The organism is Salinarimonas rosea DSM 21201, assembly GCF_000429045.1.
In the GTDB taxonomy this organism is placed as follows: Bacteria; Pseudomonadota; Alphaproteobacteria; order Rhizobiales; family Beijerinckiaceae; genus Salinarimonas; species Salinarimonas rosea.
In genome coordinates, this window is record NZ_AUBC01000012.1 from 100,302 (window position 1) to 126,828 (window position 26,527).

General features: G+C 72.0%; 23 protein-coding genes and 1 pseudogene. 9 read left to right on the top strand and 15 right to left on the bottom strand.

The window, feature by feature from the left end; all coding sequences use genetic code 11:
• Positions 1-147 precede the first annotated feature (147 nt).
• Together G407_RS0110495 and G407_RS27005 are read right to left on the bottom strand one after the other, a co-directional pair.
• Positions 148-2,505 carry a bifunctional salicylyl-CoA 5-hydroxylase/oxidoreductase gene (locus G407_RS0110495; protein WP_029030765.1) on the bottom strand — a complete coding sequence of 786 codons (2,358 nt, stop codon included), beginning with the start codon at positions 2,503-2,505 and terminating at the stop codon, positions 148-150.
• A 102-nt stretch (positions 2,506-2,607) separates the two neighbouring features.
• Positions 2,608-4,011: a branched-chain amino acid ABC transporter permease gene (locus tag G407_RS27005; protein ID WP_052341214.1), complete on the bottom strand. Its 1,404-nt coding sequence runs from the start codon at positions 4,009-4,011 to the stop codon at positions 2,608-2,610.
• 228 nt (positions 4,012-4,239) lie between these two features.
• On the opposite strand from G407_RS27005, the gene G407_RS0110505 reads away from it, so the two are divergent.
• Positions 4,240-5,397 (top strand): M20 family metallopeptidase, encoded by a 1,158-nt coding sequence (locus tag G407_RS0110505; protein ID WP_084327448.1) that lies wholly within the window; start codon positions 4,240-4,242, stop codon positions 5,395-5,397.
• Between the two features lie 4 nt (positions 5,398-5,401).
• On the opposite strand, the gene G407_RS0110510 is transcribed toward G407_RS0110505, so the two are convergent.
• Positions 5,402-6,028: a hypothetical protein gene (locus tag G407_RS0110510; RefSeq protein WP_029030767.1), complete on the bottom strand. Its 627-nt coding sequence runs from the start codon at positions 6,026-6,028 to the stop codon at positions 5,402-5,404.
• A gap of 54 nt (positions 6,029-6,082) precedes the next feature.
• Between G407_RS0110510 and G407_RS27010 the strand changes: the two genes are divergently transcribed.
• Positions 6,083-6,673, top strand: a complete 591-nt coding sequence (locus tag G407_RS27010; RefSeq protein WP_043539527.1) for a hypothetical protein — start codon at positions 6,083-6,085, stop codon at positions 6,671-6,673.
• Positions 6,674-6,799: 126 nt separating this feature from the next.
• Here the strand turns inward: G407_RS27010 and G407_RS27015 are convergent, their stop codons facing one another.
• From G407_RS27015 to G407_RS27030, 5 genes are all read right to left on the bottom strand, one after another.
• Entirely contained in the window at positions 6,800-7,324 is a 525-nt protein-coding gene (locus G407_RS27015) for a transposase (protein WP_052341215.1), read from the bottom strand.
• A gap of 233 nt (positions 7,325-7,557) precedes the next feature.
• On the bottom strand, positions 7,558-8,907 hold the full coding sequence (locus G407_RS0110525; RefSeq protein WP_084327449.1) for an HlyD family type I secretion periplasmic adaptor subunit: 1,350 nt from the start codon (positions 8,905-8,907) through the stop codon (positions 7,558-7,560).
• 8 nt (positions 8,908-8,915) lie between these two features.
• Complete coding sequence (locus G407_RS27020; RefSeq protein WP_425337494.1) at positions 8,916-10,964, bottom strand: type I secretion system permease/ATPase; 2,049 nt, start codon at positions 10,962-10,964, stop codon at positions 8,916-8,918.
• Between the two features lie 367 nt (positions 10,965-11,331).
• The gene (locus tag G407_RS0110535) at positions 11,332-13,290 is read right to left on the bottom strand and encodes a hypothetical protein (RefSeq protein WP_156917544.1); all 1,959 of its coding nucleotides are present in this window, start codon (positions 13,288-13,290) and stop codon (positions 11,332-11,334) included.
• 139 nt (positions 13,291-13,429) lie between these two features.
• A complete protein-coding gene (locus G407_RS27030; RefSeq protein WP_052341216.1) occupies positions 13,430-14,266 on the bottom strand; it encodes a hypothetical protein in 837 nt (278 codons plus the stop codon).
• Between the two features lie 721 nt (positions 14,267-14,987).
• Here G407_RS27030 and G407_RS0110545 point away from each other — a divergent pair.
• The 3 genes from G407_RS0110545 (at position 14,988) to G407_RS27035 (ending at position 18,294) form a co-directional block, all read left to right on the top strand.
• Positions 14,988-16,214, top strand: coding sequence for a cytochrome P450 (locus tag G407_RS0110545; protein WP_425337492.1), 1,227 nt, complete (start codon positions 14,988-14,990; stop codon positions 16,212-16,214).
• A gap of 68 nt (positions 16,215-16,282) precedes the next feature.
• Entirely contained in the window at positions 16,283-17,119 is an 837-nt protein-coding gene (locus G407_RS0110550; RefSeq protein ID WP_084327463.1) for a histone deacetylase family protein, read from the top strand.
• A 296-nt stretch (positions 17,120-17,415) separates the two neighbouring features.
• The gene (locus G407_RS27035) at positions 17,416-18,294 is read left to right on the top strand and encodes a hypothetical protein (protein ID WP_052341217.1); all 879 of its coding nucleotides are present in this window, start codon (positions 17,416-17,418) and stop codon (positions 18,292-18,294) included.
• A 17-nt stretch (positions 18,295-18,311) separates the two neighbouring features.
• On the opposite strand, the gene G407_RS0110560 is transcribed toward G407_RS27035, so the two are convergent.
• On the bottom strand, positions 18,312-18,578 hold the full coding sequence (locus G407_RS0110560; RefSeq protein WP_029030772.1) for a DUF3072 domain-containing protein: 267 nt from the start codon (positions 18,576-18,578) through the stop codon (positions 18,312-18,314).
• A 161-nt stretch (positions 18,579-18,739) separates the two neighbouring features.
• Between G407_RS0110560 and G407_RS0110565 the strand changes: the two genes are divergently transcribed.
• Entirely contained in the window at positions 18,740-19,357 is a 618-nt protein-coding gene (locus G407_RS0110565) for an anthranilate synthase component II (protein ID WP_245259072.1), read from the top strand.
• Between the two features lie 104 nt (positions 19,358-19,461).
• Entirely contained in the window at positions 19,462-20,157 is a 696-nt protein-coding gene (locus tag G407_RS27040) for a L,D-transpeptidase (RefSeq protein ID WP_084327451.1), read from the top strand.
• 7 nt (positions 20,158-20,164) lie between these two features.
• On the opposite strand, the gene G407_RS0110575 is transcribed toward G407_RS27040, so the two are convergent.
• From G407_RS0110575 to G407_RS0110585, 3 genes are all read right to left on the bottom strand, one after another.
• Positions 20,165-20,566: a hypothetical protein gene (locus tag G407_RS0110575; protein ID WP_029030774.1), complete on the bottom strand. Its 402-nt coding sequence runs from the start codon at positions 20,564-20,566 to the stop codon at positions 20,165-20,167.
• A gap of 65 nt (positions 20,567-20,631) precedes the next feature.
• Positions 20,632-21,027, bottom strand: a complete 396-nt coding sequence (csgH, locus tag G407_RS27045; protein WP_052341218.1) for a curli-like amyloid fiber formation chaperone CsgH — start codon at positions 21,025-21,027, stop codon at positions 20,632-20,634.
• Between the two features lie 22 nt (positions 21,028-21,049).
• Positions 21,050-21,499 carry a curlin gene (locus tag G407_RS0110585; RefSeq protein ID WP_043539486.1) on the bottom strand — a complete coding sequence of 150 codons (450 nt, stop codon included), beginning with the start codon at positions 21,497-21,499 and terminating at the stop codon, positions 21,050-21,052.
• 133 nt (positions 21,500-21,632) lie between these two features.
• Between G407_RS0110585 and G407_RS32850 the strand changes: the two genes are divergently transcribed.
• Positions 21,633-21,776, top strand: coding sequence for a hypothetical protein (locus tag G407_RS32850; protein WP_156917546.1), 144 nt, complete (start codon positions 21,633-21,635; stop codon positions 21,774-21,776).
• A pseudogene (locus G407_RS32855) lies at positions 21,776-22,231 on the top strand (autotransporter outer membrane beta-barrel domain-containing protein); the annotation flags it as partial. The gene G407_RS32850 and the pseudogene G407_RS32855, both read left to right, overlap by 1 nt.
• Positions 22,232-22,382: 151 nt before the next feature.
• On the opposite strand, the gene G407_RS0110600 reads toward G407_RS32855, so the two are convergent.
• From G407_RS0110600 to G407_RS27050, 3 genes are all read right to left on the bottom strand, one after another.
• A complete protein-coding gene (locus G407_RS0110600; RefSeq protein ID WP_029030777.1) occupies positions 22,383-24,068 on the bottom strand; it encodes a methyl-accepting chemotaxis protein in 1,686 nt (561 codons plus the stop codon).
• A gap of 22 nt (positions 24,069-24,090) precedes the next feature.
• Positions 24,091-24,705, bottom strand: coding sequence for a hypothetical protein (locus G407_RS0110605; protein ID WP_052341219.1), 615 nt, complete (start codon positions 24,703-24,705; stop codon positions 24,091-24,093).
• 333 nt (positions 24,706-25,038) lie between these two features.
• Entirely contained in the window at positions 25,039-26,526 is a 1,488-nt protein-coding gene (locus tag G407_RS27050) for a hypothetical protein (protein WP_052341220.1), read from the bottom strand.
• Position 26,527: the final 1 nt, after the last annotated feature.

Here is a 26,527-nt window from a genome sequence, read left to right on the forward strand (position 1 = left end):
GTCTCCGAGGCCCGCGTGGCGCGGCGCCCGACAACGCGCGAGCGGCTCGAAAAGCAACCCTCCCCCATTCGCGCCCGAAAGGCGAGGGGGCCCGCCGGGCGCTGCAGGGTGTTCCCGACGAGGAACCTGCCCAGCCGCTCCCGTTCGTCACTCTGCCGCCTGCCGCACCCCCGCCGCCGCTTCCGCCTTCAGCTCCGCGCGGGTCTTCGGCTTGCCGCGGATCTTGAGGTCCTCGAGGTCCGCCCGGTCGCGCACGGCGTTGCGCAGGATCTGGTCCTGGCCCGGCAGGTATTGCGGCGGGCAGTGCTGCTTCACGCCGTACCAGGCCGCGGCCTTCATCGTGAAGGCGGGGTCGACGAGGTGCGGGCGGCCGAGCGCGACGAGGTCGGCGCGGCCGGCGGCGAGGATGGTGTTGACCTGGTCGGCGGTGGTGATGTTGCCGACGCACATGGTGGCGACCCGCGCCTCGTTGCGGATGCGGTCGGCGAAGGGCGTCTGGAACATGCGCCCGTAGATCGGCCGCGATTCCTGCACGGTCTGGCCTGTGGAGACGTCGATCAGGTCGACGCCCGCGTCCGCGAAGGCGCGGGAGATGGCGACCGAATCCGCCGGCGTCAGCCCGCCTTCGGCCCAGTCGGTCGCCGAGATGCGCACCGACATCGGCTTGTGCGCCGGCCAAGCGGCGCGCATCGCCTCGAACACCTCGAGCGGGAAGCGCAGGCGGTTCTCGAGCGAGCCGCCGTAGCCGTCCGTGCGCCGGTTGGTCAGAGGCGAGAGGAAGCTCGCCAGCAGGTAGCCGTGGGCGCAGTGCAGCTCGATCATGTCGAAGCCGGCGCGCTCCGCCCGCTCCACCGCGGCGACGAAGTCCCGCTTCACCTCGTCCATGCCCGCCCGGTCGATCTCGCGCGGCATGGCGCTGTCGGGGAAGTAGGGCAGGGGAGAGGCCGAGCAGACCTCCCAGCCGCCCTCCGCGAGCGGCCGGTCCATGCCCTCCCACATGAGCCGGGTCGCGCCCTTGCGGCCCGCGTGACCGAGCTGGAGCGCGATTCTCGTCTGCGCGTTGGCGTGGACGAAGTCGACGATTCGCGTCCAGGCGGCTTCCTGCTCGTCCGTCCAGATCCCGGCGCAGCCGGGCGTGATCCGGGCCTCCGGCGAGACGACGACCATCTCGGTGAACATCAGGCCCGGCCCGCCGATGGCGCGCGCCCCGTAGTGCACGAGGTGGAAGTCCGTCGGCATGCCGTCCACGGCCGAGTACAGGCACATCGGCGACATCACGGCGCGGTTCGACACGACCATGTCGCGCAGGCGGAAGGGCTGGAACATCGGCGCGACGGGATGCTCGACGTCGACGTCGAAGCCGGCCTGCCGCACCTCGCGGGCGAACAGCCGGTCGACCTCGGCCACGAAGTCCGGCGCGCGAAGCCGCAGGTTGTCGTAGGTGATCGCCTTCGCCCGCGTCATCAGGCCGAAGGAGAACTTCACCGGGTCGAAGTCCCAGAACCGCGCCACGTGCTCGAACCAGACGAGGGAGACGTCGGCGGCGTGCTGGGTCTTCTCCGTCTCCTCGCGCCGCCCGGTCTCGAAGGCCGAGAGCGCGGCGGATACGTCCCGCGGCTCGCGGCGGAAGCTCTCGTAGAGCGCGATCGCGTCCTCCATGGCGAGCTTGGTGCCGGAGCCGATGGAGAAGTGCGCCGTCGACTTGGCGTCGCCGAGCAGCACGATGTTGTCCTTCACCCAGCGCGTGTTGCGGATCATGGGAAAGTTGCGCCACAGCGAGCGGTTGGTGATGACGCCGTGCTCGGCGAGGAAGTCGGGGAAGATCCGCACCATCAGGTCGGCGCTCTCCTCCTCCGTCATCGAGCCGATGCCGGCGCGCTCGAAGGTCTGCGGGTCGGTCTCGAACACCCAGGTCGAGCGGCCCTTCTCGTACTGGTAGGCGTGGGCGATGAAGGGGCCCCACTCGGTGTCGCGGAAGACGAAGGTGAAGGCGTCGAGCGGCTTGGTCGAGCCCATCCAGGCGAACTTGTTGGGCCGCAGATCCACCTGAGGCGCGAAGTGGTCCGCGTGCTTCTCGCGGATGCGCGAGTTGATGCCGTCGCAGGCGACGATCAGGTCGGCGTCGGCGAAGCGGCTCTCGTCGCCGATCTCGACCTCGAACTCGAGCGCCACGCCGAGCTCGCGGGCGCGCTCCTGCAGGATCAAGAGCAGGGTGCGCCGCGAGCAGCCGCAGAAGCCGTTGCCGCCGATGCGGTGGACCTCGTCCATGAAATGGATGGCGATGTCGTCCCAGTAGGCGAATTCCTGGGTGATGCGCCGGTAGCTCGGCTCGTCGTAGCGCTCGAACCCGTCGAGCGTGGCGTCCGAGAACACGACGCCGAAGCCGAACGTGTCGTCGGGGCGGTTCCGCTCGTAGACGGTGATCTCGTGCGCGGGGTCCTGCTTCTTCATCAGGATCGCGAAATAGAGGCCCGCGGGCCCTCCCCCGATGACGGCGATCTTCATGGCGCGCCCTCCGCTGGTGTCGGCGAAATGATTTAAGCTTAAAATATTTCGTGCGGCAAGGCGGGTGCGACGCGAGTGCCCCGGACCCGTCGTCGCGGCGCGTCAGACGCGCTGGACTCCCGGATGCGCGTCGCCCAGGAGCCCGCCGGGGCGCAGCGCCAGGAGCAGCGCCAGCGCACCGAAGACCGCGACGTCGCGATAGGCGCCGGGCAGGAAGGCCGACCACAGGCTCTCGCCGAGGCCGAGCAGCAGCCCGCCCAGGAGCGCGCCCGGCAGCGAGCCGATACCTCCGAGGATCGCGGCGACGAGAGCCTTGAGCCCGAGCATCAGCCCCCCGGCGAAGGAGATGTTGCCGTAGTGCGCCACGACGAACCAGCCGGCGAGCGCCGCGAGGACGCCGGCGAGCGTCACGGCGCCGACGAGGGTCGCGCGGGCGTCGACTCCCATCAGCGCGGCGGCGTCGGGATCGTCCGACACCGCCCGCCAGGCGCGGCCGAAGCGGCTGCGCGCCACGAGGACGATCGCCGCGAGCGCGCCGGCGAGCGCGAGCGCGATCGCCGCGCCCTGGGTGAGCGTGATGGTCGCGAGCGCACCGTCCGGGGTCGTCGCGAGCACGACGCCGCGCACGCGCCCGGGCGCGATCCAGATCTCCGAGCCGCCTTGGACGAGGCGCAGGCCCTCGGAGAGCGCGATCACGAGCCCGAAGGAGGCGACGAGCATGGCGTATCCCGGACGGTGCGCGAGCGGCGCCACCACGCCCTCGGCGAGGAGCCGCGCCAGCGAGGCCGTCGCCAGCGGCGCGAGGACGAGGCCGAGCGCGAGCCCCGCGTACACCGCCGCCTCTCCGGCGAGGCCGGACGTAGCCAGCGCGACGCCCACCGCGATCGCCACCGCGTAGCCCCCGACGATGGCGATCTCGCCGAAGGCGAGGAAGATCCGGCCGACGAGCCCGTAGACGAGGCTGTAGGCCACCGCGAGGAGACCGTAGAGCGAGCCGGTCGTCAGCGCGGCGAGCCCGACCTGCAGCGCCTGGACACCACCCCGCCCGAGCGGGAGCCCCTCGCCGGCGAGCGCAGAGGGCCGCGGCGGCGCCGTGGCGGCGGCGTCCGCGCCCTTGCCGGTCCAGTAGCGCTCGAGCAGGAACAGCCGCACCGGCGAGAGCGCCACGCCGTCGTGCGTCACCGAGACGAGATCGCGCCCGCCGGGGAGGGTCCGCTCGGCCCCGAAGCGGCAGGCGGTGCTCGCGCGCCGCGGCGGCGCACCCGGCTCGGCGACGCGGTAGACGATAGCGACGCCGCGGGCGTCCGCGTCCCCGATCTCGCGCAGGACCTCGATGTGCGTGCCCTCCGGATGGAGGGCGACGAGGACCGTGCGGCACACGAGCGCCTGGCCCGGATCGACCGCGGGCATGCAGCCGGCGAGGGCGAGCAGAAGCAGCCCGGCGAGGAGGACGCCGGCGCGCGGAGAGCCCGCGCGCCGCAGCGCCGAAGGGCCGCGCCTCGGCATGCGGTGCGCGGCCCTCCCCCTCGTGTCGATTCCCTCCGCGCGGCGCCGCATCGCCGGATTGAGGCACGGTCCCGGACGCACTGGCAAGGGGCGCCCCGTCGGTCGCACGCGTCGGCCGCTCGTGCGCACGGCCGCACTCGCAGATATGCTCGTCACCTCTTCGCGTGCGCCGCCGCCCGTGCTTATCTGCGCGCCCCCACACCGACGACAGAAGAGCGATCCCCGCCGATGCCCGTGCCGTCCACCTCCGCCGCCGCCGCCTTCTCCGCCGATGCCCGGATCGCCCGCATGGTCGAGGACGTCTGCGCCTGGGCGCGTCACGAGAGCCCGACGGGCGATGCCGCCGCCGTCGACGGCATGATGGACCGCCTGGTCGCGGGGCTCGAGGGCGAGCCCGTGAGCATCGAGCGGCTGCCCGGCCGCGACGGCCTCGGCGGCTCGGTGATCGTGCGCGCCGGCCCGACGACGAAGGTCGAGCACGCCCTCGTCCTCTCCCACCTCGACACCGTGCACCCGATCGGCACGCTCGAGGACGGGCTGCCCGTGCGCGTCGAGGGCGACCGGATCTACGGGCCGGGTGTCTACGACATGAAGGGCGGCGCCTATCTCGCGCTCCAGGGCTTCCTCGAGGTCGCCCGCAAGGGCACCGCCAAGCGCCCGATGGTCTTCCTGTTCACGCCCGACGAGGAGATCGGCTCGCCGACGACCCGGGCGCTGATCGAGCATCTCGGGCGCGACGCGGCCGCCGTCCTCGTCACCGAGCCCGCGCGCGACGGCGGCAAGATCGTCACCTGCCGCAAGGGCGTCGGCCGCTTCGAGGTCCACGTCGAGGGCCGCCCCGCCCATTCCGGCTCGCGCCACGCGGAGGGCCGCAACGCCATCCACGAGGCGGCCCGCCAGATCGCCGCGATCGAGGCGATGACGGACTACGACCGCGGCATCACCACGACGGTGGGCCTCATCAAGGGCGGGACCGCGATGAACACGATCCCGCAGCATTGCCGCTTCGCGGTGGACCTGCGCGTCGAGACCGCCGCCGACGGCGAGGCGCTCGCGCGCGCGATCCTCGGCCTGTCCCCGCAGCGGCCGGACTTCACGGTCACCGTCACCGGCGGCATGAACCGCCCGACCTTCGAGCGCACCCCCCAGGTCGCCGCCCTCTACGAGACGGCGGTCGGGCTCGCCGCCGAGATCGGCTTCGCGCTCGAGGAGACCGTGCGCACCGGCGGCGGCTCGGACGGCAACTTCACCGCCGGGCTCGGCGTCCCCACCCTGGACGGGCTCGGCATCGACGGCGACGGCGCGCACACGCTCGAGGAGTACGGCCTCGCCTCCTCGCTCGGCCCCCGGGCGATGCTGATGGCGCGGCTGCTCGAGACGGTCTGAGCCGTCAGCCGCCGAGCCGAGGCTCGACGTAGGCGTCCCACGCGGCGAACGGGTAGAGCGGGGGCGGAGCGGGCGCGATCGCGGGCTCGGGGGCCGGCTGGTGGAAGAATCCCGCCGCCCAGTCCGGCGTCTGCGCGTCGCCGGGAGGCATGGGCTCGCCCGTGAGGAGCGTGTAGAAGCGACCGGCGTCGCCGCAGCCCTGCGCGAAGGCGCGCGAGGGCGCGCGGCCCGCGAGCACGAGCTCGACGCCCAGCAGCGTTCCGTCGAGCCCCGTGAGCGCCGAGAACGCGCTCTCCTGAACCAGCGCGAGCGCTTCTTCCTTCAGCGGCCCCACCTTGCGCTTGGCGAGGAGCGTGATTAGCGTCGCCAGGAACCCTACGAGATAGGGATCGAGCCAGACGGAGTCCGAGGTGTCCTCGACGTCTCCGAGCCCAGCCAGGCGATCGAGGCCGCCCAACCGGCCGAGCGCCGCGAGCCCCTCCGGCACGAGCCCGTCGTCGGGTGCGATGCCGGCATCCGCCCGGCGTTCCGCGAGCCGCTCCCGCGAGCGATCGACGAAGGGAGCGAGCGCGGCCACCGCGGCCCGCCGCCCCGCGCGCGCCCTCCACAGATCGAGGAGACCGAACGGCATGGCGCGGGCCTCCTGTCAGGGGATCGTGCGCGGCGGGTGCGCGCGCGGGCGGCCGTGAGCGCGCGGCCCCCCTCCCGCCTGCCGCGGCCGCCGGACTTCGAAGCGCTGGCAGCCGCTGCCCCGGCTTCCGCCGATCGCCGGACCGAGGTGCTGGCGCTCATCGGGCATCTGGTCTTCTCCTGGTCGAACAACGAGAGCCTGTTTATCTACGTGCTGATGCTGCTCCTCGACACCGACGAGGTCTCGGCGGCCATCGTCTTCGCGACCCTCAACACCACGCGCGCACGGCTCGACCTCGTGCAGCGCCTCGCCAAGGCGAAGGTGGCGGATCGCGCCGTCGCAGGGGAGCTCGACGACCTCGTCGCGCGCTTCTCGCGACAGACGAAGCTGCGCAACGATCTCAACCACTGCATGTACACTGTGGATGCCGAGGGGGTGATCACGCACACCCAGCTGATGAAGCTCGAGGAGCGCGGGGGACGTCTCTCCTTCGGGCGCGTCCGGGGGATGGATGCGGCACGTCGTGCCGAGCTTGCCGAGGCTATCCGCGAGCACGGCGCGCTCAATCGGGATCTCTGGTCTTTCCTGCCGCGGCTCGAGGCTCATCTCGTCGATCGGCGTCCCGTGGACCGGTCGCCGGCCTGACCGGGGGCACGAGGCACGCGAACAGAGCCTCGAAACGTGCGCACGCGCCGGAGGTCGCGTGACGGCGCACGGCGTCGCGAAACAGATCGACCTGGATCTCGGCCCATTTTCGTCCGGGACGCGCGTTCATGCCGAACCTCCTCCGACAGCGAAGCCGAAGTCCGCAGCGGAGCCCCAGCCGCATGCCGCGTCGCGGCGACTTCGGCCGGCCTCGCGCGAGCGGTCGGCCGCGGCGTTACGCTCGGCTCCGTCGGCGCGCTCCGGCTCCCCGTCGTCGGTGCCCTCGGCCAGCAGTCGCTCGCGGAAGCGCTGGGACATGAGCCAGCTCGTGCGGCTCGACACGCCGAGAATGCGATGGAGACGGTTGACGGAGACCGGCGGATCGCAGGCGTGCAGCAGGAACAGCGCCTGGAGCCAGAGATGCAGCGGTACGTGCATCGACTCCAGCATGGTTCCGAGCTTGACGTTGAAGGGCTTGCGGCAGGCGTAGCACTTGTAGGATCCCGGCTTCGAGTCCTTTCCCGCCAGGCGCCCGATGCGATCGCCTCTGCCGCAATGCGGGCAGACGGGGCCCTCCGGCCAGACGCGTGCCTCGACGAACCGGTACGCGGCCTCCTCGGTCGTGAATGCGGCTTCGCTCCATTGATCCATGCCATACTCCCATGCTCGATGTCGCTTCCCCCGGCGCTTCGCGCTCTGCTTGCCGTCCTTGACTTGACTTACTTTCTTCACGATTGGCAGGACCTCGGAAACATAGCACGAAATCGCTTTTACCGAAAGGATCCACGCGTCATTGGGAAGTCTTGCCGTATGATTATATCGATTTACTTGTATTACGTTTCGTCGCCATCGATCCCAACGGTTCGTGTGAGCAGCGGGCGGCGTCACGACTCTCGGAACGCCCGTGCCATGCTGTCCTGCAACGGCCTGATCAAGTACTGGAAGAACGTCCTCTCGGCGGTCTCGATGTAGACTTCCGCCGGCATGCCCGCGGTCGGCTCGAATTCCGGTATGCGAGCGACGGACGCCTCGTCGAGGGCGATGCGCACGACGTAGACGTCCCCCTCCGAGTCCGGGCGCGGGCGCTCCTCCGGGAGCGCGTCCGCGGAGAGATAGATGACCTCGCCGGTGACCATCGGCGTCGTGCGCTGGTTGAGCGCGGTGAGGCGCACCGAGGCGCGCTGGCCGCGCCGCACGCTGTCGACGTCGCGCGGACGGACCGTCGCCTCGATCACGAGCGGCTCGTCGATCGGCACGATCTCCATGACGTTCTTGCCCGCCTCCACCACGCCGCCGGCCGTGTGGTAGCGCAGCTTGACGACGATGCCCTCGACCGGGGCCGTGATGCGGATGCGCTCGAGGATGTTCTCCGCGGAGCGGATGCGCTCGCGCAGGTCGCTCATCTCGGCGTGGACCTGCTGCAGCTCCTCGACGGCGGCCTTCACCGCGGCGTGCCGCAGGCCGTTGATCTGCTCCTCGCCGCGGGCGATGCGCTCCTTGGCATCGCCCATGTCGCCGATCAGCCGGCCGATCTCGCCGCGCATGTTGGCGCGCGCGCGATGCAGCGCGAGGACCTCGGGGCGGCGCACCAGCCCCTGGCGCAGCAGCGTCTCCTTGTCGACGAGCTCCTCCTCGAAGAAGGCGATCTGCTCCTCCACGGCGCGGATCTGCACCTCGCTGCCGGTGACGTGCTCGCGCAGGGCGTCGATGCCGCGCTCGAGCGTGACGATCTCGCTGTCGAGGTGGCGCTTGCGTGCCGAGAAGGTGAGGCGTTGCCGCTCGATCATCTCGGCGACGTCGGGATCTTCGGCCTTCTCCAGGAGCACGTCTGGAAACGCGATGGCGGCCCGGCCCTCGATCTCGGCCACGAGGCGGGCCTCCATGGCGAGCGTGCGCGCGAAGCGCAGCTGCAGGCGCCGAAGCTCGGCGCGGGGGCCGGTCTCGTCGAGCAGCACGAGCGTATCGCCCGTGCGCACGTGGTCGCCCTCGCGCACCAGGATCTCGCTGATCACGCCGCCTTCGAGATGCTGCACCGTCTTGTTCGAGCCGGTGGTGACGAACACGCCCGTCGCCACCACGGCGCCGGCGATCGGCGCGGCGTTCGCCCACACGCCGAAGGCGAGGAACGTCCCGATCAGGACGACGAGCCCGGCGAGCGTCGGCGTGCGTGCGCTGCGCGGCACGTTGGCGTACCAGTCCCGGGCCTGGAGTGCTTGCATCGCTCTGGCGCTCATGGCCGACCTCATTCCTCGATGAGCGGGGTGCCGTCGCCGCCGATGGCGCGCGGCCCGTCCGCCTTCTTGCCGAACAGCACGGGCAGCATCTGCTCGCGCGGCCCCAGCGCCTTCACGTTGCCCTCGTGCAGGATCATGATCTTGTCGACGCTCTTCAGGAGCGAGGGCCGCTGGGTGATGGCGACGACGGTGATGCCGCGCTGCTTCGCCCGCACCAGCGCCTTGGCCAGCGCCCGCTCGCCGTTGGTGTCGAGGTTCGAGTTCGGCTCGTCGAGCACGACGAAGCGCGGATCGCCGAAGAAGGCGCGCGCGAGACCGACCCGCTGCTTCTGGCCGCCGGAGAGCGGACTGCCGTCCATGGCGATAGGCGTCTCGTAGCCCTGCGCGAAGTGCGAGATCATCTCGTGCACGTCCGCGAGCTCGGCCGCCTCGAACACCTGCGCGTCGCTGGCGTCCTCGCGCATGCGGGAGATGTTCTGCTTGATGGTGCCGGGAAACAGCTGCACGTCCTGCGGCAGGTAGCCGACGCTCTCGCCGAACTGGCGCGGGTCCCAGTTGCGCAGCTCCATGTGGTCGAGGCGCACGTTGCCCGCCGTCGGCACGACCGACCCGACCAGCATCCGCGCCAGCGTCGACTTGCCGGTGCCCGAGTTGCCGACGATGGCGAGGCTCTCGCCCGGCTCGAGCGCGAAGGAGACGCCGTTGAGGATGACCTTCTTGTTCGGCGGCGGCACGTAGAGGATGCGCTCCACCTCGAGCCGGCCGGTCGGCCGCGGCAGCCGCAGGCGCTCGAGGTTGAGCGGCGAGGATTGCAGCAGCGCGCGGATGCGGGCGTAGGCGGCGCGGGCGGCGACGAAGTTCTTCCAGCCCTCGATCGTGCCCTCGAGCGGCTGCAGCGCGCGGCTCGCGACGATCGAGGCGGCGATGATCATGCCGCCGGTCAGCTCGCCGCCGAGCGCGAGGTAGGCGCCGAACCCGAGGATAGCGACCTGGGTCGAGAGGCGTACGAATTTGGAGATGCTGCCGAGCAGGATGTTGCGGTCCTGCGCCAGCACCTGCGAGGTGAGGCTCTCCGCCGTCTCGCGCCCCCACATGGCGACGCCTTCGGGCGTCATGCCCATGGCGTTGATCACCTGCGCGTTGCGCGCCATGGCGTCCGCCTGCAGGTTCGCGCGGCTCGCATAGGCGTTCGCCTTCGCGAAGGAGAGCGCCGTGACGCGCTGGTTGAGCCCCGCCAGCACGAACAGCACGCCGCCGGCCGTGAGCACGAGGAAGCCGAGCTGCGGGTGGATCATGAAGACGACGAGCATGTAGAGAGGCACGGTGGGGCTGTCGAGCATGGTGAGCAGCACCGGCCCGGTGATGAAGCTGCGCAGCTGCTGCAGGTCGCCGAGCACCTGGAACTCGCGCGAGGAGCCGTTCTGCGCCGCCTTCGCCGCCGCCGAGAGCACCGGCGCGCCGAGCTTGCTCTCCGTCTCGGTGGCGATGCGCACCAGGATCACGCGGCGCATCATGTCGAGGAGGACGTGCGCCGCCACCGCACCGATGACGATGAGCGTGAGCATGAACAGCGTGTCGAGGCTGCGGCTCGTCAGCACACGATCGGAGACCTGGAACAGGTAGAGCGGGATCGCGAGCACGAGGATGTTGACCGCGAGCGAGAACAGGGCGACGACGACGAGGTTGCGCCGGGCGGTCGCGAGGCCCGCGGAAAGGACGCTGCGGAAGTCCATGTCCCGCGAGCGATTCTGGATCGGCGGGCCGCCGCCCGATCCGCCGCCGCCGCGATCGGAGGGCGGAGCGGGGGGCTTGCCGCCGCCGGCGGCCGGGCGGCGCTCGGCGGGCGTGGGCGGGCGCGCCGCCTCCTCCCGGGCATCCGGCGCGACCACCGGCGCCGGCTGGGGCAGTTCGCCGCGCGCCTCGCGCTTCACCTGCGGGGCGGGATTGGGCGCGGGTGCCGGCGAGAGGTCGGGCGCGCGTGAGGGATCGGGCGAGGGATCGGGCGCGGGAGGGTTCTCCGGCTCGGGCGCGGCACGCGCCTCGGGCGCAGGCGGCAGCGGCTCGGGACGCAGCACGCGCGCGGTCGGCGCCTCGGCGAGCGAGACCGGCGGCGCCGCGGCTGGCGTCGGCGCGGCCGGCGTGCCGAGCGCGGCGCCCGGACCGATGTAGCGCGCGCCGGCCTCGGCCGCATAGCGCGCCTCGAGCGCGCGCAGGCCCCCGGCGAGCGACGGCCCGGCTCCGGGCTCGGACGCGACGTCCCGCCCGGACGGGCGGGCCTGGCGCAAGGCCGGAGCCGGCGCGGCGGCGGCGAGCGCGTCGCCGAGATCCTCGTCGGAGGTCTCGCCCGTGCTCCAGGCGTCGTCTCGAAAGCGAAAGTCGTCGTCGATGCGATCCATCGATCGGTCCCTCAGCGGTTCGTCCGCGTCACGTCATCACCGAGCCCATCGCGTCGCCCTCGCCGGCGAGTGGGGCGCCGCCGGCGACGCCGTCGTCGTCCTGTCCCGTGTCGTCGCCGGTGAAGGCGACGATCTCGGTCGCCAGCGCGTCGTCGTCGTAGTCGTCGTCGTCGATCACGATCTCGGCCTGGACGAGGAAGTCCTCCTCGTAGACCTCGCCGCCGACATGCGTCGCGGCCACGGCGCCGGTGTCGACGATGATCGCCTGGTTGGTCAGCTCGTTGCCGCCGCTCGCCACCCATTGCTCGGCGCCGTCCTCGTGGAAGGTCGCGTCCGCCGGCAGGATCTGGGCGAACGCGTCGGCATCGGAGACGACGTTGAGCTGGCTGACCAGGTTGACGTCGTAGTAGTCGCCGGTGACGTAGAGGACGCGCATCGCGCCCGACCCGATGCCGTTGAGCGACCACCATTCGGTGGGATCGAGCGTGTCGTCGCTCATCAGCCGCTGCACGAAGGCGGCGAGCTCGCCGTCGAGCGCCTGGAAGCCGCCACCGCCGTAATGCGCGATCAGCGCATCGTTGGTCAGCTGGTTCTGCCCCGTCGCCCCGTCCTGAACCCCGGCGCCGCCGAGATGACCGACGAGCCCGCCGTCGGAGTCGACGAGCACGTTGGCCTGCACGATCCAGTTGGCGGCGTAGTAGTTGCCGCCGATCACGATCAGGTCGTAGTCGCCGGCCGCCTGGAGGAACTCCGCCAGATTGACGACCAGGTTCTCGCCCAAGCGGACCTGGCTGAAGAAGTCGTATGTCGTCTGCGAGTAGAGGTCGTCGTCGACGATCCAGTTGGTCTGGTAGAACGCCTTCACGTCCCAGAAGTCGCCGTCGAGCACGTCGACCGTCCAGTGCAGGCCGCCCCGCCCGGGCAGCTCGAGCGCGCCGAGATCGACGTCCTCGGTGAGAAATTCCGCGATATTGGTCAGCCGGTTGCCGCCACCCCAGCCCGCGCCGAGGTCCCCGCCCGTGGCGAGCGCCGCCCCCATGCTGGCCATCTTCGCGCCGAACGTGGCGACGGAGTCGATGTCCATGATCGCGTTGATCTGCACGATGGCGTCGAGCGAATACCAGTCGCCGAAGACGATCGTCTGGAGCGAGAGCTCGTTGAGATCCTGGACCACGGCGATGTTGATCGCCTCGTTGCCGCCGAGATGCGCGTGCGCGCCGTAAGCCTCGTGGCCGTTCGCGCCTTCGGGCATCTCCGGCGCGCCCTCGAAGGGCGCGAGCTGCCAATCCGCAGAGACCTGCTCGCCGTTGACATAGCGACCGGGCCGCGTCTCGAAGCCGGCCAGCGCCGCGTCTTCCTCGCCCGCGACGAGCGCCTCGTGGCGGGCCACGAGCACCGCGCCGATCTCGGCCTGGCCCACCGGCGCGGCGAGCGCGTCGGGCGTCGCCTCGCGCACCGCCTCCAGCAGGGAGACCAGCGCTTCCGCGGGATCGACGGGAAGCAGGCCGCTCGCGAGGTCCTCGCCCCAAACGAAGACATCGGAATCGTCGAGAATATTGATCTGGCGGATCTCGGCGACCGTCTCGCCGAACGCATCCTCACGCTCGGTGGGGGCGCGATAGCCGAAGGTGTAGCGGATCGTGATCGAAGCTCCGCCGCCACCGCCGCCGATAGCCCAGAGCATCGGCTCGGGGACGTCGAAGGGGCCGAAGGCGGTGCGGTCCACGGCCACGTACGGGCTGCCGCGCAGGAGCAGCATCGGCTCGGGAACGATCGCCTCGCCCGGCGCCGCCCAGAAGGGCGACGGGCGGCTGGCGATCTCCTCCAGTTCAGCGACGCCGGGAAGCGCCTGCGGCGGGTGCGCCAGCTCCTCCGCCGGCAGCATCGGCGGCTCGTCGTCGTAGAGCGTCCAGCTCCTGGCGACCTCGTCGATCAGGTGCAGGTAGCCCGCGAAATGCCAGATGGTCTCGGTGACACCGGTCGACATGGCGATCGTCCTCGTCCGGGCGCGCGCGGGAGCGCACGCCGCGTTCCGGAGGGGGCGATGCGCGCGGCCGGTCGCCGCGCGCATCCCCGGGCTCGCCGGAGGTCCGCGCGCGGAGCGCGCGGACCCGTGGGAGACGCGATCACATCATCACGTCGTCGATGTCGTCGCCCGCCACGCTGAAGGAGGCGGAGTTGAACTGGACGTTCGCGCCCATCGTGATGGTCTGGGTGAACGCCTCGTTCGAGGCCACGGCGTCCGCCGCCGCGTTGGAGGCGGCCGAGCCGCTGTCGCCGACGCTGGAGCTCGGATCGTCGGTGGTGATCCGCCCGCCGGTCGCCGTCGCCGTCTGGCTGAAGCCGGCGCCCTCGCCGGGGAGCCCGCCGCCGTGCCCGCCACCGAGGAGCGACAGGTCGAAGCCCCCGCCGCCGTTGTAGGTGACGTCCTGGCCGGTCGCCGTGTCCTGGTCGGCCAGGTTGTTGACCTGGTCGAGGTTGAACGCGTTGCCGGTGGTCACCGCCTGGCTCACGGCGTCGGGCATCACGATCGAGTTGGTGATCCCCGTGATCTGCTCGATGTCGATGATGTCGTCGTCGGTGGGCAGATAGCCCTCCAGGTCCATCTTGACCTTGACGTCCACGTCCACGTCGACGTCGTTCTCGTTGTAGTTGACGTTGGCGTTGCCGTTCAGGTTCGCGTTCAGCTCCTTCTCGACCTCGTGCTCGTACTCGTACTCGACGTCCTTCGAGTAGTTCGCGTTGGCATTGGCGTTCCCGTTGGCGTTGCCGTTGCCGTTACCGTTGAGGTTGCCGTTGCCGTTCAGGCTCGCCGAGTAGAGCGTCGAGCTCTGCGACTGGTCCTGACCCTGACCCTGACCCTGGCCTTGTCCCTGGCCCTGGCCTTGACCCTGACCCTGGAGCTGGCCCTGCAGCTGCGCCTGGAGCTCCGCCTGGAGCTGACCCTGTCCCTGGATAGACATGACGATTTCCCTTCGTTGAACGAAGCATCGCCGCGGCGCACATCCACTCTTCTGTGCGGACGTCCCCGCCGGATACGATGCGGTTGCGTGATGTGGCGTGTTCGAAGCGTCGGCCGATGCGGTACCGGACGTCTCCCGCCTCTCGCCGGAGATCGCGCGGCCGTGGCCGGATCATGCTGTGCTGGAATGGCTTCCGGTGAGCGCCTCCCGTCCAAGAATTGCACCTGCCGCCATGAAGACGGCGCGCGGTCGCCCGGCGGGACGCGTCGATCGCGTCCACGCACGGCCTCGCCATCGGCACACGCGGAGGCGCGCACGATGAAGAGCTCGGAATGTGATCGGCTGGCAGCGGCGCGGATGTGCGCCGAATGGTCGTGCGAAGCTGCTCGCACGCGGACTGCCCGGTCATGCCCCCGGCATCCAAAGACGACTTGTCTGTTGCGGGCCTCGTCTTCGCGAGTACGGCCGCGGCGCGTCGTCGCCTCATTCGTTACTGAAACACTAACTTTTTCGAACCACGTGGTCAATTTGTAGAAACCTTACCCACCGTCCGCTCGCCGCGCTGTCGCCTCCTCCGCGCCTATCCCTTGCCGTTCCCCTGCCTGTCCCTTGCCGTTCTCTTGCCCTCCCTCTGCCCTCCCTCTGCCCTCCGCTTGCCCTCCACTTGCCGCCACCCCGCCACCCCCTTGCCAGGCTCGGCGGATCGATCGATATGGCCTCCATGAAGCTCGACCCCGCCGCCCGCCGTCTCTCCCTCGATCCCCGCGACCCCGCCTTCTACGAGGACCCGTACGCGGCCTATGCGCGCCTGCACGCGCGGGCGCCCGTCGTGTTCTGGGAGGAGTACGGCCACTGGGTCTTCCTCGCCCAGGGCGACGTCGACCGCCTGCTGCGGGATCGGCGCTTCGGGCGCGAGATCCTGCACGTCTCGACCCGCGCCGAGCTCGGCCTGCCCGAGCCGGCGGCGCACACCGCGCGTTTCGACGCGATCGACGCGCATTCCATGCTCGAGCGGGAGCCGCCGGTGCATACGCGCCTGCGCACCCTCGTCAACCGCGCCTTCGTCTCGCGGCGTGTCGAGAGCCTGCGCCCGGCGATCGCCGCCCTGGCGCACGCGCTGATCGACGGCTTCCCCCGCGCCGAGCCGTTCGACCTGCTCGAGGCCTACGCCACGCCGATCCCCGTTCGGATCATCGCGCGCATGCTCGGCGTGCCGGAGGACGAGGCGCCGCGGCTCCTCGACTGGTCGCACCGCATGGTGGCGATGTACGCCTTCGGCCGCACCCGAGCCGTGGAGGAGGACGCCGACGCCGCCGCCGCCGCCTTCGCGGACTTCGTCCGCGCGACGGTGGCCGAGCGTCGCGGCCGACCCGCCGACGACCTGCTCTCCGTGCTGATCGCGGCGGAGGAGGCCGGTGACCGGCTCACGGAGGACGAGCTCGTCTCGACCGCGATCCTCCTCCTGAATGCCGGCCACGAGGCCACCGTGCACGCGCTCGGCAACGCCGTGCGCACCATCCTGGAGACCGGCGCCGACCCCGCGGCGCTGTTCGCGGATGCGGCCGCGACGGAGCGGACCGTCGAGGAATGCCTGCGCTTCGACCCGCCGCTGCACATGTTCACGCGCTACGTCCTCGCCGACACGCAGGAGAGCGGCGTCGCCCTCCGGAAGGGCGAGAGGATCGGTCTCGTACTCGGCGCCGCCGGGCGAGACCCCGCCGCCAACCCGGAGCCGGACCGGTTCGACCCCGCGCGCGAGAAGCCGCTCCACGCCGCCTTCGGCGCGGGCATCCACTTCTGCATCGGCGCGCCGCTGGCGCGGCTCGAGCTGCAGGTCGCCCTGCCGATCCTCTTCGAACGCTGCCCTGCCTTGCGGCTCGCCGAACGCCCGCGCGTGCGCGACGCGTACCATTTCCACGGCCTGGAGCGGCTGATGGTGACGCGGTGAGGCGGCTTCCCCCGATCGTCTCCCACCAGCACTACGAGGCGCCGCTCCCGGAGCGCCATCGCTTCCCCATGGGCAAGTACGGCGCCCTGCGGCGGGCGCTCGAGGCGGAGGGCCTCGTGCCCGACGGCTTCGTGCGGCCCGAGCCGGCGGAGCCCGAGATCCTCGCTCTCGCCCACGATCCCGCCTATGTCGAGGCCGTGCTGACGCAGAGCGTGGCGAAGGACGTCGAGCGCCGCATCGGCCTGCCGATCGACGCCGGCGTCGCGCGCCGCGCGCGCTCCTCCGTCGGCGGGACGCTGCTCGCCGCGCGGCTGGCGCTGGAGCACGGCCTGTCCGGCTCGACGGCGGGCGGCAGCCATCACGCCCGGCGCGCCGGCGGCGCCGGGTTCTGCGTCTTCAACGACGTCGCCGTCGCCGCCCTCGCGCTCCACCGCGAGGGCGCGATCTCCCGCGCGCTCGTCGTCGACCTCGACGTCCACCAGGGCGACGGCACGGCCGACATCCTCGCCGGGGTCCCCGACCTCGTGACGCTGTCCGTCCACGCCGAGAAGAACTACCCCGTGCGCAAGGTCCCGAGCGACCGCGACGTGCCGCTCCCCGACGGCATGGAGGACGACGCCTACCTCGCCACGGTCGCCGAGCACGTGCCCGACATGCTCGCCCGGGTGGCCCCCGACATCGTCTTCTACAATGCCGGGGTGGACCCGCACCGGGAGGACCGGCTGGGCCGCCTCGCGCTCTCCGACGAGGGCTTGTGGCGGCGCGACCGGTTCGTGGTGGCGCAGGCCCGGCGGCGCGCGATTCCCCTCGTCGCGGTGATCGGCGGCGGCTACGGCGACGACGCGGAGGCGATCGGCAGGCGTCACGCGCTGGTGTTCCGGGCTCTTGCCGAGGCGGGCCGGTGAACCGCCCCACGCCACGTTGCTTCGAGCCTCGTCATCCCACGTAAGAACAAACCCTCTCGCGCCGTGGAAACCAAGCGTTAACCATCCGCATTGATCATCGCCGTCGCCGCCGACCGGGGTCGGCGGGCGGATGCGGGGAACGACCATGGGCGAGACGCGCTCAGACCGGCGGAATACGCCGTGCGCAGACGCCGTACGGATCGTGCGGCTGGCCGATTATGCGCGCACGCGACCACCCGCGATCCTGCCCGACGACGCCCCGCGGGGGAAGATCCTGCTCTTCACCGGGGTGATGTATGAACGCCGCACGCCGGACCGCGAGGACGCCCACGCACCGGACGAGCCGCGTCGCCGTCGCCGCCGCTAGCCTGATCTGCCTCGCCACGCTCGCCGGCTGTGCGCCGCGCGGCGACTTCGGCCGTCCGGCCCCCTCCGTGATTGGCGGCCACGCGCTGCCCTTCGCCGGGCGCGTCGCCGCCGAGGCGCGCGGCGAGCCCGCCGCCTGGTCGATCCTCACGGACGACGAGCGTGAGCTGCGCGCCCGCGCCTACCGCTTCCTGATGCCGGCCCACGAATGGCAGGTCGTCGAGCGCGGCCTCGCCGACCTCACCCGCCACCGCGTCACCCCCGCGCCGCTGCGGCTCGGCATGCGGCGCAGCTACTGGGACGCGCTGATCTTCTCGCGCGGCACGTCCCCGGCTCCGCTCTTCCGTCGCATCGCCCAGGACGCGGACCAGGACCGGATGCTGATCCCGCTCCTGCGCGAGATCGCGCTGCGCGTGCTCGAGGCGGACGACGCGCGGCTGCGCTTCCTCCTCTACGTCACGGTGCTGGAAGAGAGCCAGGCCGAGGAGGCGGCGCTGCGCGTCGCCGAGAACCGCTGCCTGATCGCCTGGGTCCGCGCCGAGGCCCGCGAGCGGGCGCTGCGCTACCGCTATGCGCTGGAGCGCCTCGCCATCGAGGCTCCCCAGCGTTCCGCCATCGAGCCCGAGCGCGCGCTCGCCGCGCTCGACGTGGAGATCGCGACGCTGGACGGGCTCGCCGTGGGCGAGCTCGGCGCCTGCGCGGAGGGGATCGTCGCGCCCCCGCGGCGCCCGGCGGCAGGCCCGCTGCCGGCGATCGTCCCCGCGGCGGACGCCCCGCCGCCGGACGGGGTGATCCTGTTCAAGCGCTGAGCATCGACCCGCCGGCCTCACCCCTTCCCCGTCCGCTCCCGGAGCTCGTCGATGCGCTTCGACGCCTCGGCCTTGTCGAGCTCCGGGTCGTAGAGCTCCGGGGCGTGCGCCTGCTCGGAGAGGGTCTTGAGATAGGAGGCCTGGGCGCCGGTCATCGGCTCGTGTCCGGTGACCCACTCCTCCGGATCCTTCTGCTGGTTGCCCGCGGGCGGCGTCTGCTTGGGGTTCTCCACCTCGGGCGGATCCTCGTGCGCGCCGCGGGCGCGGGCGTCCTGAGACGACATGTCGGCTCTCCGTTTCTCGAACGCGTGCGCGTTCTTGTTTCGTCCCTCGGGAAACGACCGGCCGCCGACGCGGTTCCCCGGCGCCGGACGCGGCACGACCGTTTTGCGCCCGCGGGCGGCTCCTGCTAGAGGTCGAGCGCGCAACCGGAAGCCGCCCGCCCATGCCAGCCGTCATGCCCGCCTCGGACACGCCCCGCCTCCTCGTCGTCGACAACTACGACAGCTTCACCTGGAACCTCGTGCACCTGGTGAGCCGCTTCACGCGCGCGATCGAGGTCGTGCGCAACGACGCCATGAGCGCGGACGAGATCCTCGACGGCGGCTTCGACGCGGTGGTGCTCTCGCCGGGCCCGTGCACGCCCAACGAGGCGGGCGTCTGCCTCGACGTGGTGGAGAAGGGGGCGGGCCGGGTGCCGATCTTCGGCGTCTGCCTCGGCCTCCAGACGATCGGGCAGGCCTTCGGCGGGGACGTCGTGCGCGCGCCGCTGCCGATGCACGGCAAGACGAGCCGCGTGCATCATACGGGGACGGGGCTCTTCGCGGGCTGCGCGCAGGATTTCACCGCGACGCGCTACCATTCCCTCGTCGTCGCCCGCGACACCTGCCCGGACGTGCTCGAGGTCACGGCGCAGACCGAGGACGGGCAGATCATGGCCGCGTCGCACCGGACGCTGCCCGTCCACGGCGTCCAGTTCCACCCCGAGAGCATCCTCTCGGAGCACGGCGAGACGATCCTCGGGAACTTCATCGATCTCGCGAAGGCCTGGCGCAACGCCTGAGCGGCGCCGCGCCCCGCCGGCGCGCCCCCCGGGAACCCGGATGCGGCTCGAGGCTTGTCTCGTCGAGTCCCTTACGGGCAAGCCCAATCGAACCGAGGTGCAGCATGCTCACGCGCCGCTCGTTCCTGAGCGCGGCCGCGGCGACTGCCGTCGTCGCCCCGTCCCTTCCCGCTCTCGCGCAGACGTCCGGCTGGTATTCCGGCTACATGCCCGACGAGCCCTACGACATCCCCTTCGTCGACCCGCGCCGGATGCCGGCGCGCCTGCGCCTCACGCAGGTCGCCTACGAAGGCGAGGAGCGCCCCGGCACGATCATCGTCGACACGGCCGACAAGCACCTCTACCTCGTGCGCGACGACGGCACGGCGTGGCGCTACGGCATCGGGGTCGGGCGCGACGGCTTCTCCTGGTCGGGCACCGCGCGGGTCGGGCGCAAGGCGCGCTGGCCGGGCTGGACGCCCCCCGCCGCCATGCGCCGCCGCCAGCCGGAGCTGCCGCGCCACATGGAGGGCGGGCTCGACAACCCGCTCGGCGCCCGCGCGCTCTACCTCTACGAGGGCGGTCGCGACACGCTCTACCGCATCCACGGCACGAACGAGCCCTGGTCGATCGGGCAGGCGGTGTCCTCGGGCTGCATCCGCATGCTCAACCAGGACGCGCTCCACCTCTACGAGCGCGCCGAGATCGGCGCGACGGTGAAGGTGAAGCAGAACGCCGGCGGCTTCTACGCCATGGCCCCGGAGCTCGAGCCCGCGCCGCACGCGGCGTCCCGGCGGGCGCTGTTCGCGAGCCTGTTCTGAGCCCCGCTCAGAACCCGAGCTGGAACGTCACCCCGCTGCGCCCGACGCCGTGCTGGCGCACGGCGGCGCGGGCGCCGCGGCCGAACTGGAACAGGCCGTAGCTGTTGGCGGCGCCGCTCTGCTCGAGCGTGCCGACGTGCCCCTCGCCGTCCTGGTGGACGATGCCGAGATGGCCCCGCCCGTCCTGCAGGAGGCCCGCGGCGTTGTCGCGCCCGCGCTGGGTGATGCGCCCGTTGGCATCGATGTCCTTGGCGATGCCGTAGATGGCGAGGCCGGCGGCGAGCAGGCGGCCGGCGTTCCCGTCCGGGTTCGCGGTCACGCTGAGCGTGCCCCCGGCGAGGGCGGGCCCGCCGGCGAGGGCGGCGGCGAGGAAGCCTGCGGCGGCGAGGGTGCGGCGGGTGCGGATCATCGTATCGTCTCCACGGGTTCGGGCGAGATGCGGCTCGAGCCGCATCGGTTCGGGCGAGGGGGGCGTCAGCCGCGCGGGGTCACAGCGCGGCAGGCGGCGCGGCGGCCGCCGGCCTCGATCTCGAGGCGCGCCTCGAAGCGCGCCGACGAGGAGAGCGACACCTGCGCGAGCCGCGCCGTCTCGCCTGCGGCGAGGGTGAAGGCGCCGCCCTGCGCGATGTCGCTGCGGCTGCCCGAGCCGCGGCCCTCGACCACGAAGTCGTAGTCTCCGCGCGCCGCTCGGTCCGAGCGCACGACGGGCTCGAGCAGGAGGAGCCCGCCGGAGCGGCTCGTGCGGATCTCGCAGGCGAGGCCGGCGGGGCCCTCGGCGGCGGCGCTCGCGCCGAGGGAGGCGGCGAGGGGGCCGAGCGCGCTGAGCGCGACGGCCGCCGCGGCGGCGAGCTTGACGGGAATGGCGGTCATCGTCGTGTCCTCCCGGGTCGCGTCAGTTGCAGGTCTGGACGAAGGCGGAGACGTTGCCGCGCCCGTTCTGGACGACCTCTCCGGAGCAGCCGCTCCCGACCTGCACGCCGGCGGCGATGTTGCCGTTGCCGTCCTGCGTGACGACGATGGAGTGATCGTCCCCGAACTGGCCGATGCCGGCGGCGTTGTCGCGCCCGCGCTGCCAGGCGTCGGCGTTGTTGCGCCGCCCGTTCTGGCCCACGGCGGCGGTGTTGCGGCGGCCGTTCTGGCGGACGACCGCGTCGTTGAAGCGCCCCTCCTGGAAGGTGCCGATGCGGTTGCGCCAGCCGGTCTGCTCCCCGCCTGCGCCGTGGCCGTAGCCGTACTGGCGGATCGAGATCTCGTTGGCGGATGCCGGCAGAGCGGTGGCGGTCGCGAGCGCGACGAGAACGGCGGCGATGGTCTTGCGGGGCGTGAGCGTCGCTTGGGGCATGGTCTGGTCTCCTCCGTCGGGTCGGCGCCGTGCGAGCGGCGTGGGTCCTGGTGTAGGGGGGCCCGGCGGAACCGCGCTTGAACCGTCCGTTCAGCGGCAATTCATCGAGCGAGGACGCGGCTGCGGAGGAGAATTGACCGAGACCGCTCGATCGTCGGCGGACTGCCGGCATCACGCGGAGCAGCTCGGCGCCGGCAGCGCGGTGCACGACGCCATCATCCCCCTCTCGGGGGGCGAGGCGCGCCGGCGTTCGGCCTGCTCGGCGGATGTCGGCTGATGGCGGGCGCGATCCACACGACGCACGACGTCGAGACGACGCGCGCGGTGCGCTTCGTCACCTTCTCGGACACGGCGTCGGCATCGTTCGAGGTGCGCACTCTCGCCCTGTTCGGCGAGGTCGCCCGGCGCGCGGCGCTCCGGCCGCTCGACCTCGAGCCCTTCGCCGGGGTCGCGCATGTCGAGACCACGACCGACGCGTTCCGCGAGCGGGGCGGCGCTGCAGCGCTCGCCCTGCCGGAAGGGACGACGCGCACGACCTACACCACGGTCGGGCTGCGGGCCTTCGCGACGGTCGAGCTGCCGCTGCCGACCACGGCCTACGCCGCGATCGGCTGGCGCCACGCCTTCGGCGACACGACGCCGGCGACGCGGCCGACTATCGGCGGACAAGGCTTCGGCACGGCGGGGGCGCCGATCGCCCGCGATGCCGCCGTGCTGGGCGCGGGCTTCGAGGCGGCGCTGGGAGGCGGTGCGGCGATCGCCGTCGACTACACGGCGACGCTCGACGACCGGGCCGCCGAGCACGGGCCGAGCGCCCGCCTGCGGGTCGCCTTCCGAGAGGCTCGCCGCGGGACGGGCGCCCGGACCTTCGTTCGTGCTGCCCTCAGGCGGCGCGCACCCGGCTCACGAACGCGTCCATCGCGGCGCGCAGGGCGGCGGACCGCTGCTGGAGCGCGCCCGAGGAGGTCTCGACCAGCTCGGAGAGCTCGCCCGTGCGGGTCGCCTGGCCGGACACCTCGCCGATCGTGCGGCTGACGTCCTGCGTACCGGAGGCGGCCTCCGCCACGTTGCGGGCGATCTCGCCCGTCGTGGCGTTCTGCTGCTCGGCGGCGGCGGCCACCGTGTTCATCCGTTCGGTGATGGCGCGCACCTTCTCCGCCACCGCGGCGGCGGCGTCGACGGAGGCCTGCGCGGCTCCCCGCATCTCGGCGATCTGGCCCGCGATCTCCTCGGTCGCCTTGCCGGTCTGGTCGGCGAGCGACTTCACCTCGGCGGCGACCACCGCGAAGCCCTTGCCGGCCTCTCCGGCACGCGCGGCCTCGATCGTGGCGTTAAGCGCGAGCAGGTTGGTCTGCGCCGCGATCTCGGAGATGAGCTTCGTCACGTCGCCGATGCGCTGGACGACGCCGCTGAGGTTGGAGAGTGCGGCGTTGGAGCGCTCGACGTCGCCCGCGGCGGCCACCGCCATCTCGGAGGAGGCGTTCACCTGGCCGGCGATCTCGTTGATGGAGGCGGACATCTCCTCGGCGGCCGAGGCGACGCCACGGACGTTCGCGGCGGTCTCCTCCGATGCGCTCGAGGCGCCGACCGCCTGCTCCGTCGTCTGCGCGGCGATGCCCGACAGGGTCGCGGCGGCCTCCGACAGGCGCGCGGTCTCGGACTGCATCTCGTCCGAGAGCTCGAGCACGGAGGCCTCGAACTCCTGGGCGAGCCGCGCCATCTCGTCGCGGCGGCGCTGCTCGGCCTGGTCGCGCTGCTCGGCGGACTCGGCCTCGAGCGCGCGGGTGCGCACCAGGTTCTCGCGGAAGACGGCGAGCGCCGCGCCCATGCGGCCGATCTCGTCGCGGCGGGTGGTGACGTCGACCTGCGCGTCGAGGTCGCCCTCGGCGAGGCGCTGGGTCGTCCCGGCGAGCCGGGCGAGCGGGCGAGAGATCGTCGCGAAGTTCATGTAGGCGAGCGCCAGCGCCACGGCCGCGATCAGCAGCGAGGCGCCGATGCCCAACGTCTTCACCGTGGCGAGCGCGTCCTCCTGCGCGGCGGCGAGGGTCTCGCTCAGCGCGACGAGGTCGGCCTCGACGGCCGTGATCCGCGAGAGCGCCTCGTCGAACAGCCGATCGGCCTCGACGGAGCCGGCGACGGCGCGGGCGAGGTCGACGGTGAGCGGATCGCGCATGCGCTCGATCTGGGGGGCGACGTACGTGCTGCGCCAGGCCTCCCACCCGGCCTCGGCCTCCCGCGCCTTCGCGGCGAGATCGGGCGAGAGCGCCTGCGCCTCCGCCGTCATCTCGGCGAAGACGGCGAGCGTCGTGTCGGCGCCCGTCTCGTACTCCGCGAGCCGCTCGCGATTGCCCGAGACGATGAAGCTCTGGAGCGCGAAGGCCTGGCCGAGGACGGCGCCCTCGATTTCGCGGGAGTCCGATATCAGCTCCTGCGCCTCGCGGGTCTGGTCGATGGCGTGCCCCGCGACGCTGGCGCGGTCGAAGGAGACGAGGCCGGCGGCGACGCCGACGAGGGCGAGCCCGACGAAGGCGGCCAGGCCCTTCTTGGTGACGGAGAGGTCGTTGAGCATGGATCTTCCCGGGTTCTCGCGTTCAGCCGCCGACGAAGCCGTTGCGGCGCATCAGCTCCGTGAGGTTGATCTCGACCGTGGCGGCGCCGATCGGGGTCGTGCCGGCCGTGTCGGTGACGGTGAGGTTGAGCTGGGCGCGCCAGATCCTCATCTCCTCGTCCCATTCGGGCTCGTCGACGAAGACGGCGCTCGGGCCCTTGGAAAAGGTCTCCGTGAACTTCGCCTCGTCGCCCTGCCAATAGTCCGAGGTGATGGCGCTCTGGCCGACGTTCAGCCCGTTGGCGTCCGTCACGAACACCTCGACATAGAGCCCGAGCGCGCGGGCCTGGACGCGGGTGAGGTAGACCGAGAGCGGCGAGGAGAGCGTCGCGGCGATGAGCGGCTTGTCGGAGGCCTCGCGCTCTGCCCGCCAGGCGTCGTCGAGGGCGGTGACGCGGGCGGCGTCGATGCCGGCATAGCGCGCATTCTGGCTCTCCACGGAAAGCCATACGATCTCCTGCTCGAGCCAGGAGCGGACCTCCGCCACGACCGCATCGTCGATCAGCCGGTCCGCGCGGGGCGGGGTCCCCTGGGCCAGGGCCGGAGCCGCCGCCATACTCGTCGCGAGCATGAAGAAGCCGAAAGTCTGGACGCGCATTGTCGGAATCTCCGTGTAGTTTCGCAATCATTAGCGCCAGCTTGTGAATGGAGATTTAAGCAAAATAGGTATGTGCGTGAGTATTTGAGCATTCGCTGCTACTTGGGATGATGCAGACGCCGGCCGCTCGCAACTACTCTCGCCCTGAATAGCGTTCTGGCGGAAGTAGTCGAGGCGGAAACCCGTCATGGGTGCCGATCATCCACATGAAACCAGACCGTTGCCGTTAGGGAAATATCAGAGCGGCCGGTCGACCCGTCGCGAACGCGTACGCCCGCCCCGGGGGAGCCGGGGCGGGCGCGGAGCGGGCTGCCGGTCGGAGGCGTGGCGGCGTCAGGGGCGCTCGCGCACGAAGACGGCGGCGTCGCCGTCCCGGTGGATCTCGCGCCAGCCGGCGGCGTCCGCGAGCCGGCGGTCGAGGAGGGTGTCCGTCGCGGTGAGCGCCCAGCCGACCGCGTAGCGGTCCGCCATCGCGGTGAGCGCGGCGGAGTCCGGCGCCTCCAGGACGCGCATCGACTCGTGCATGAATCCGCCCAGGAAGAGCTGGTCGGACCGCCCGTCGATGAAGGTCGGGACGCCTTCGCCGATGAGGAAGCCGCCGAGCAGGTAGTCGTTCAGGACCGGCGTGCCCGCGACGCCCGCCGCGCGCGCCGCGTCGAGCGCCGCGACGGGCGTCACCCGCGGGTGCGGCGCCATCGGCGTGCGGGGCAGCAGGAGGGCCGCGAAGAGGGCCGCGGCGAGGACGCCGCCGACCGCCAGGCGTGCAGCGCGCGACGGGGCTGTGCGCGGGGGCGCCGCGAGCCGAGGCCACAGCCGTGCCAGCGGATCGGCGAGCACGACGAGCGCCACGATCGCGAAATCCGGCACGAAGCGCTGATGCTGGAGCGCCAGGTACCCGCACACGAGGACGATGGCGCCGCGCACGAGCCCTGCGCGCGGGTCGCGCACGGCGATCGCGCCGACCGCGAGCGCCGCCCCCGCGAAGGCCGGCAGCACGAACCAGTGCTTTCCGAAGAGATCGAGGGGCTGCCACTCGCCGATGTAGAGCACCGCCTCCTTGGCCTCGAACACCGAGATCGCGACCAGGAGCGGCGTCGCCCCGTAGGGCGTCACGGTCGTGCCGGCGACGGCGAGGAGCCCGAAACCGGCCCACGACAGCGCGAGCCGCATCCTGTCGGCGGCGGCGGCGCGCGCGAGCGCTTCCAGGCCGAGCAGGCCCGCGAGGCCGATCGCGAGGGGGAAGCTCGCATGCATGTTCGCCCACGGGATCATCAGGAGCGCTAGTGCGAGGGGCGGCGCGCGCCCGCGCTCGACCGCCCGCGTCACGCCGACGAGCCAGCCGATCATCAGCAGGTGGGCGAGGATGTGCGGGCGCGCGAGCGAGCCGTGCATGACGAGGAACACGCCCGCGAGGAAGGCGAGGAGCGCGACGCGCGGCTCCAGGCGGCGCATCAGGAAAGCCATCAGCCACGAGACCTTGACGGCGATGGCGAGCGCGGCGAGCAACGCGACGCCCGGCCAGCCCGCCGCGAGATGCGCACCGCCGAGCAGGACCTGCGAGATCCATTCCTTGGCGATCCAGGGCTCGCCGGCGAACGTGTGCGACCACAGGTCGGTGCGCGGCCAGCTCCCCGTCGCGAGGATGTGCTGCCCGATCGTGACGTGCCACTGCGTGTCGGGATCGGCGAGGAGCAGCGGCGCACGCAGGAGCTCGACGAGGAGGCACGCGGCGAAGGCGAGGGCCGGGTAGAGGAGCGTCTTGTCGAGACCGAGCGGCAGCGGCCGGTCGGCGGCGACGAAGGCGGGGCTCGTGGTCTGCATG

What these genes read in the sequence shown, in the direction of transcription:
- csgH (WP_052341218.1), bottom strand. Translation starts at nt 21,027, where the DNA reads ATGACCGCCATTCCCGTCAAGCTCGCCGCCGCGGCGGCCGTCGCGCTC.
- G407_RS0110600 (WP_029030777.1), bottom strand. Translation starts at nt 24,068, where the DNA reads ATGCTCAACGACCTCTCCGTCACCAAGAAGGGCCTGGCCGCCTTCGTC.
- G407_RS0110525 (WP_084327449.1), bottom strand. Translation starts at nt 8,907, where the DNA reads ATGAGCGCCAGAGCGATGCAAGCACTCCAGGCCCGGGACTGGTACGCC.
- G407_RS27040 (WP_084327451.1), top strand. Translation starts at nt 19,462, where the DNA reads ATGCTCACGCGCCGCTCGTTCCTGAGCGCGGCCGCGGCGACTGCCGTC.
- G407_RS27005 (WP_052341214.1), bottom strand. Translation starts at nt 4,011, where the DNA reads ATGCCGAGGCGCGGCCCTTCGGCGCTGCGGCGCGCGGGCTCTCCGCGC.
- G407_RS0110545 (WP_425337492.1), top strand. Translation starts at nt 14,988, where the DNA reads ATGAAGCTCGACCCCGCCGCCCGCCGTCTCTCCCTCGATCCCCGCGAC.
- G407_RS0110495 (WP_029030765.1), bottom strand. Translation starts at nt 2,505, where the DNA reads ATGAAGATCGCCGTCATCGGGGGAGGGCCCGCGGGCCTCTATTTCGCG.
- G407_RS0110575 (WP_029030774.1), bottom strand. Translation starts at nt 20,566, where the DNA reads ATGATCCGCACCCGCCGCACCCTCGCCGCCGCAGGCTTCCTCGCCGCC.
- G407_RS0110535 (WP_156917544.1), bottom strand. Translation starts at nt 13,290, where the DNA reads ATGTCGACCGGTGTCACCGAGACCATCTGGCATTTCGCGGGCTACCTG.
- G407_RS0110550 (WP_084327463.1), top strand. Translation starts at nt 16,283, where the DNA reads ATGGGCAAGTACGGCGCCCTGCGGCGGGCGCTCGAGGCGGAGGGCCTC.
- G407_RS0110560 (WP_029030772.1), bottom strand. Translation starts at nt 18,578, where the DNA reads ATGTCGTCTCAGGACGCCCGCGCCCGCGGCGCGCACGAGGATCCGCCC.
- G407_RS0110505 (WP_084327448.1), top strand. Translation starts at nt 4,240, where the DNA reads ATGCCCGTGCCGTCCACCTCCGCCGCCGCCGCCTTCTCCGCCGATGCC.
- G407_RS27015 (WP_052341215.1), bottom strand. Translation starts at nt 7,324, where the DNA reads ATGGATCAATGGAGCGAAGCCGCATTCACGACCGAGGAGGCCGCGTAC.
- G407_RS27035 (WP_052341217.1), top strand. Translation starts at nt 17,416, where the DNA reads ATGAACGCCGCACGCCGGACCGCGAGGACGCCCACGCACCGGACGAGC.
- G407_RS0110605 (WP_052341219.1), bottom strand. Translation starts at nt 24,705, where the DNA reads ATGCGCGTCCAGACTTTCGGCTTCTTCATGCTCGCGACGAGTATGGCG.
- G407_RS27030 (WP_052341216.1), bottom strand. Translation starts at nt 14,266, where the DNA reads ATGTCTATCCAGGGACAGGGTCAGCTCCAGGCGGAGCTCCAGGCGCAG.
- G407_RS0110510 (WP_029030767.1), bottom strand. Translation starts at nt 6,028, where the DNA reads ATGCCGTTCGGTCTCCTCGATCTGTGGAGGGCGCGCGCGGGGCGGCGG.
- G407_RS0110585 (WP_043539486.1), bottom strand. Translation starts at nt 21,499, where the DNA reads ATGCCCCAAGCGACGCTCACGCCCCGCAAGACCATCGCCGCCGTTCTC.
- G407_RS27050 (WP_052341220.1), bottom strand. Translation starts at nt 26,526, where the DNA reads ATGCAGACCACGAGCCCCGCCTTCGTCGCCGCCGACCGGCCGCTGCCG.
- G407_RS0110565 (WP_245259072.1), top strand. Translation starts at nt 18,740, where the DNA reads ATGCCAGCCGTCATGCCCGCCTCGGACACGCCCCGCCTCCTCGTCGTC.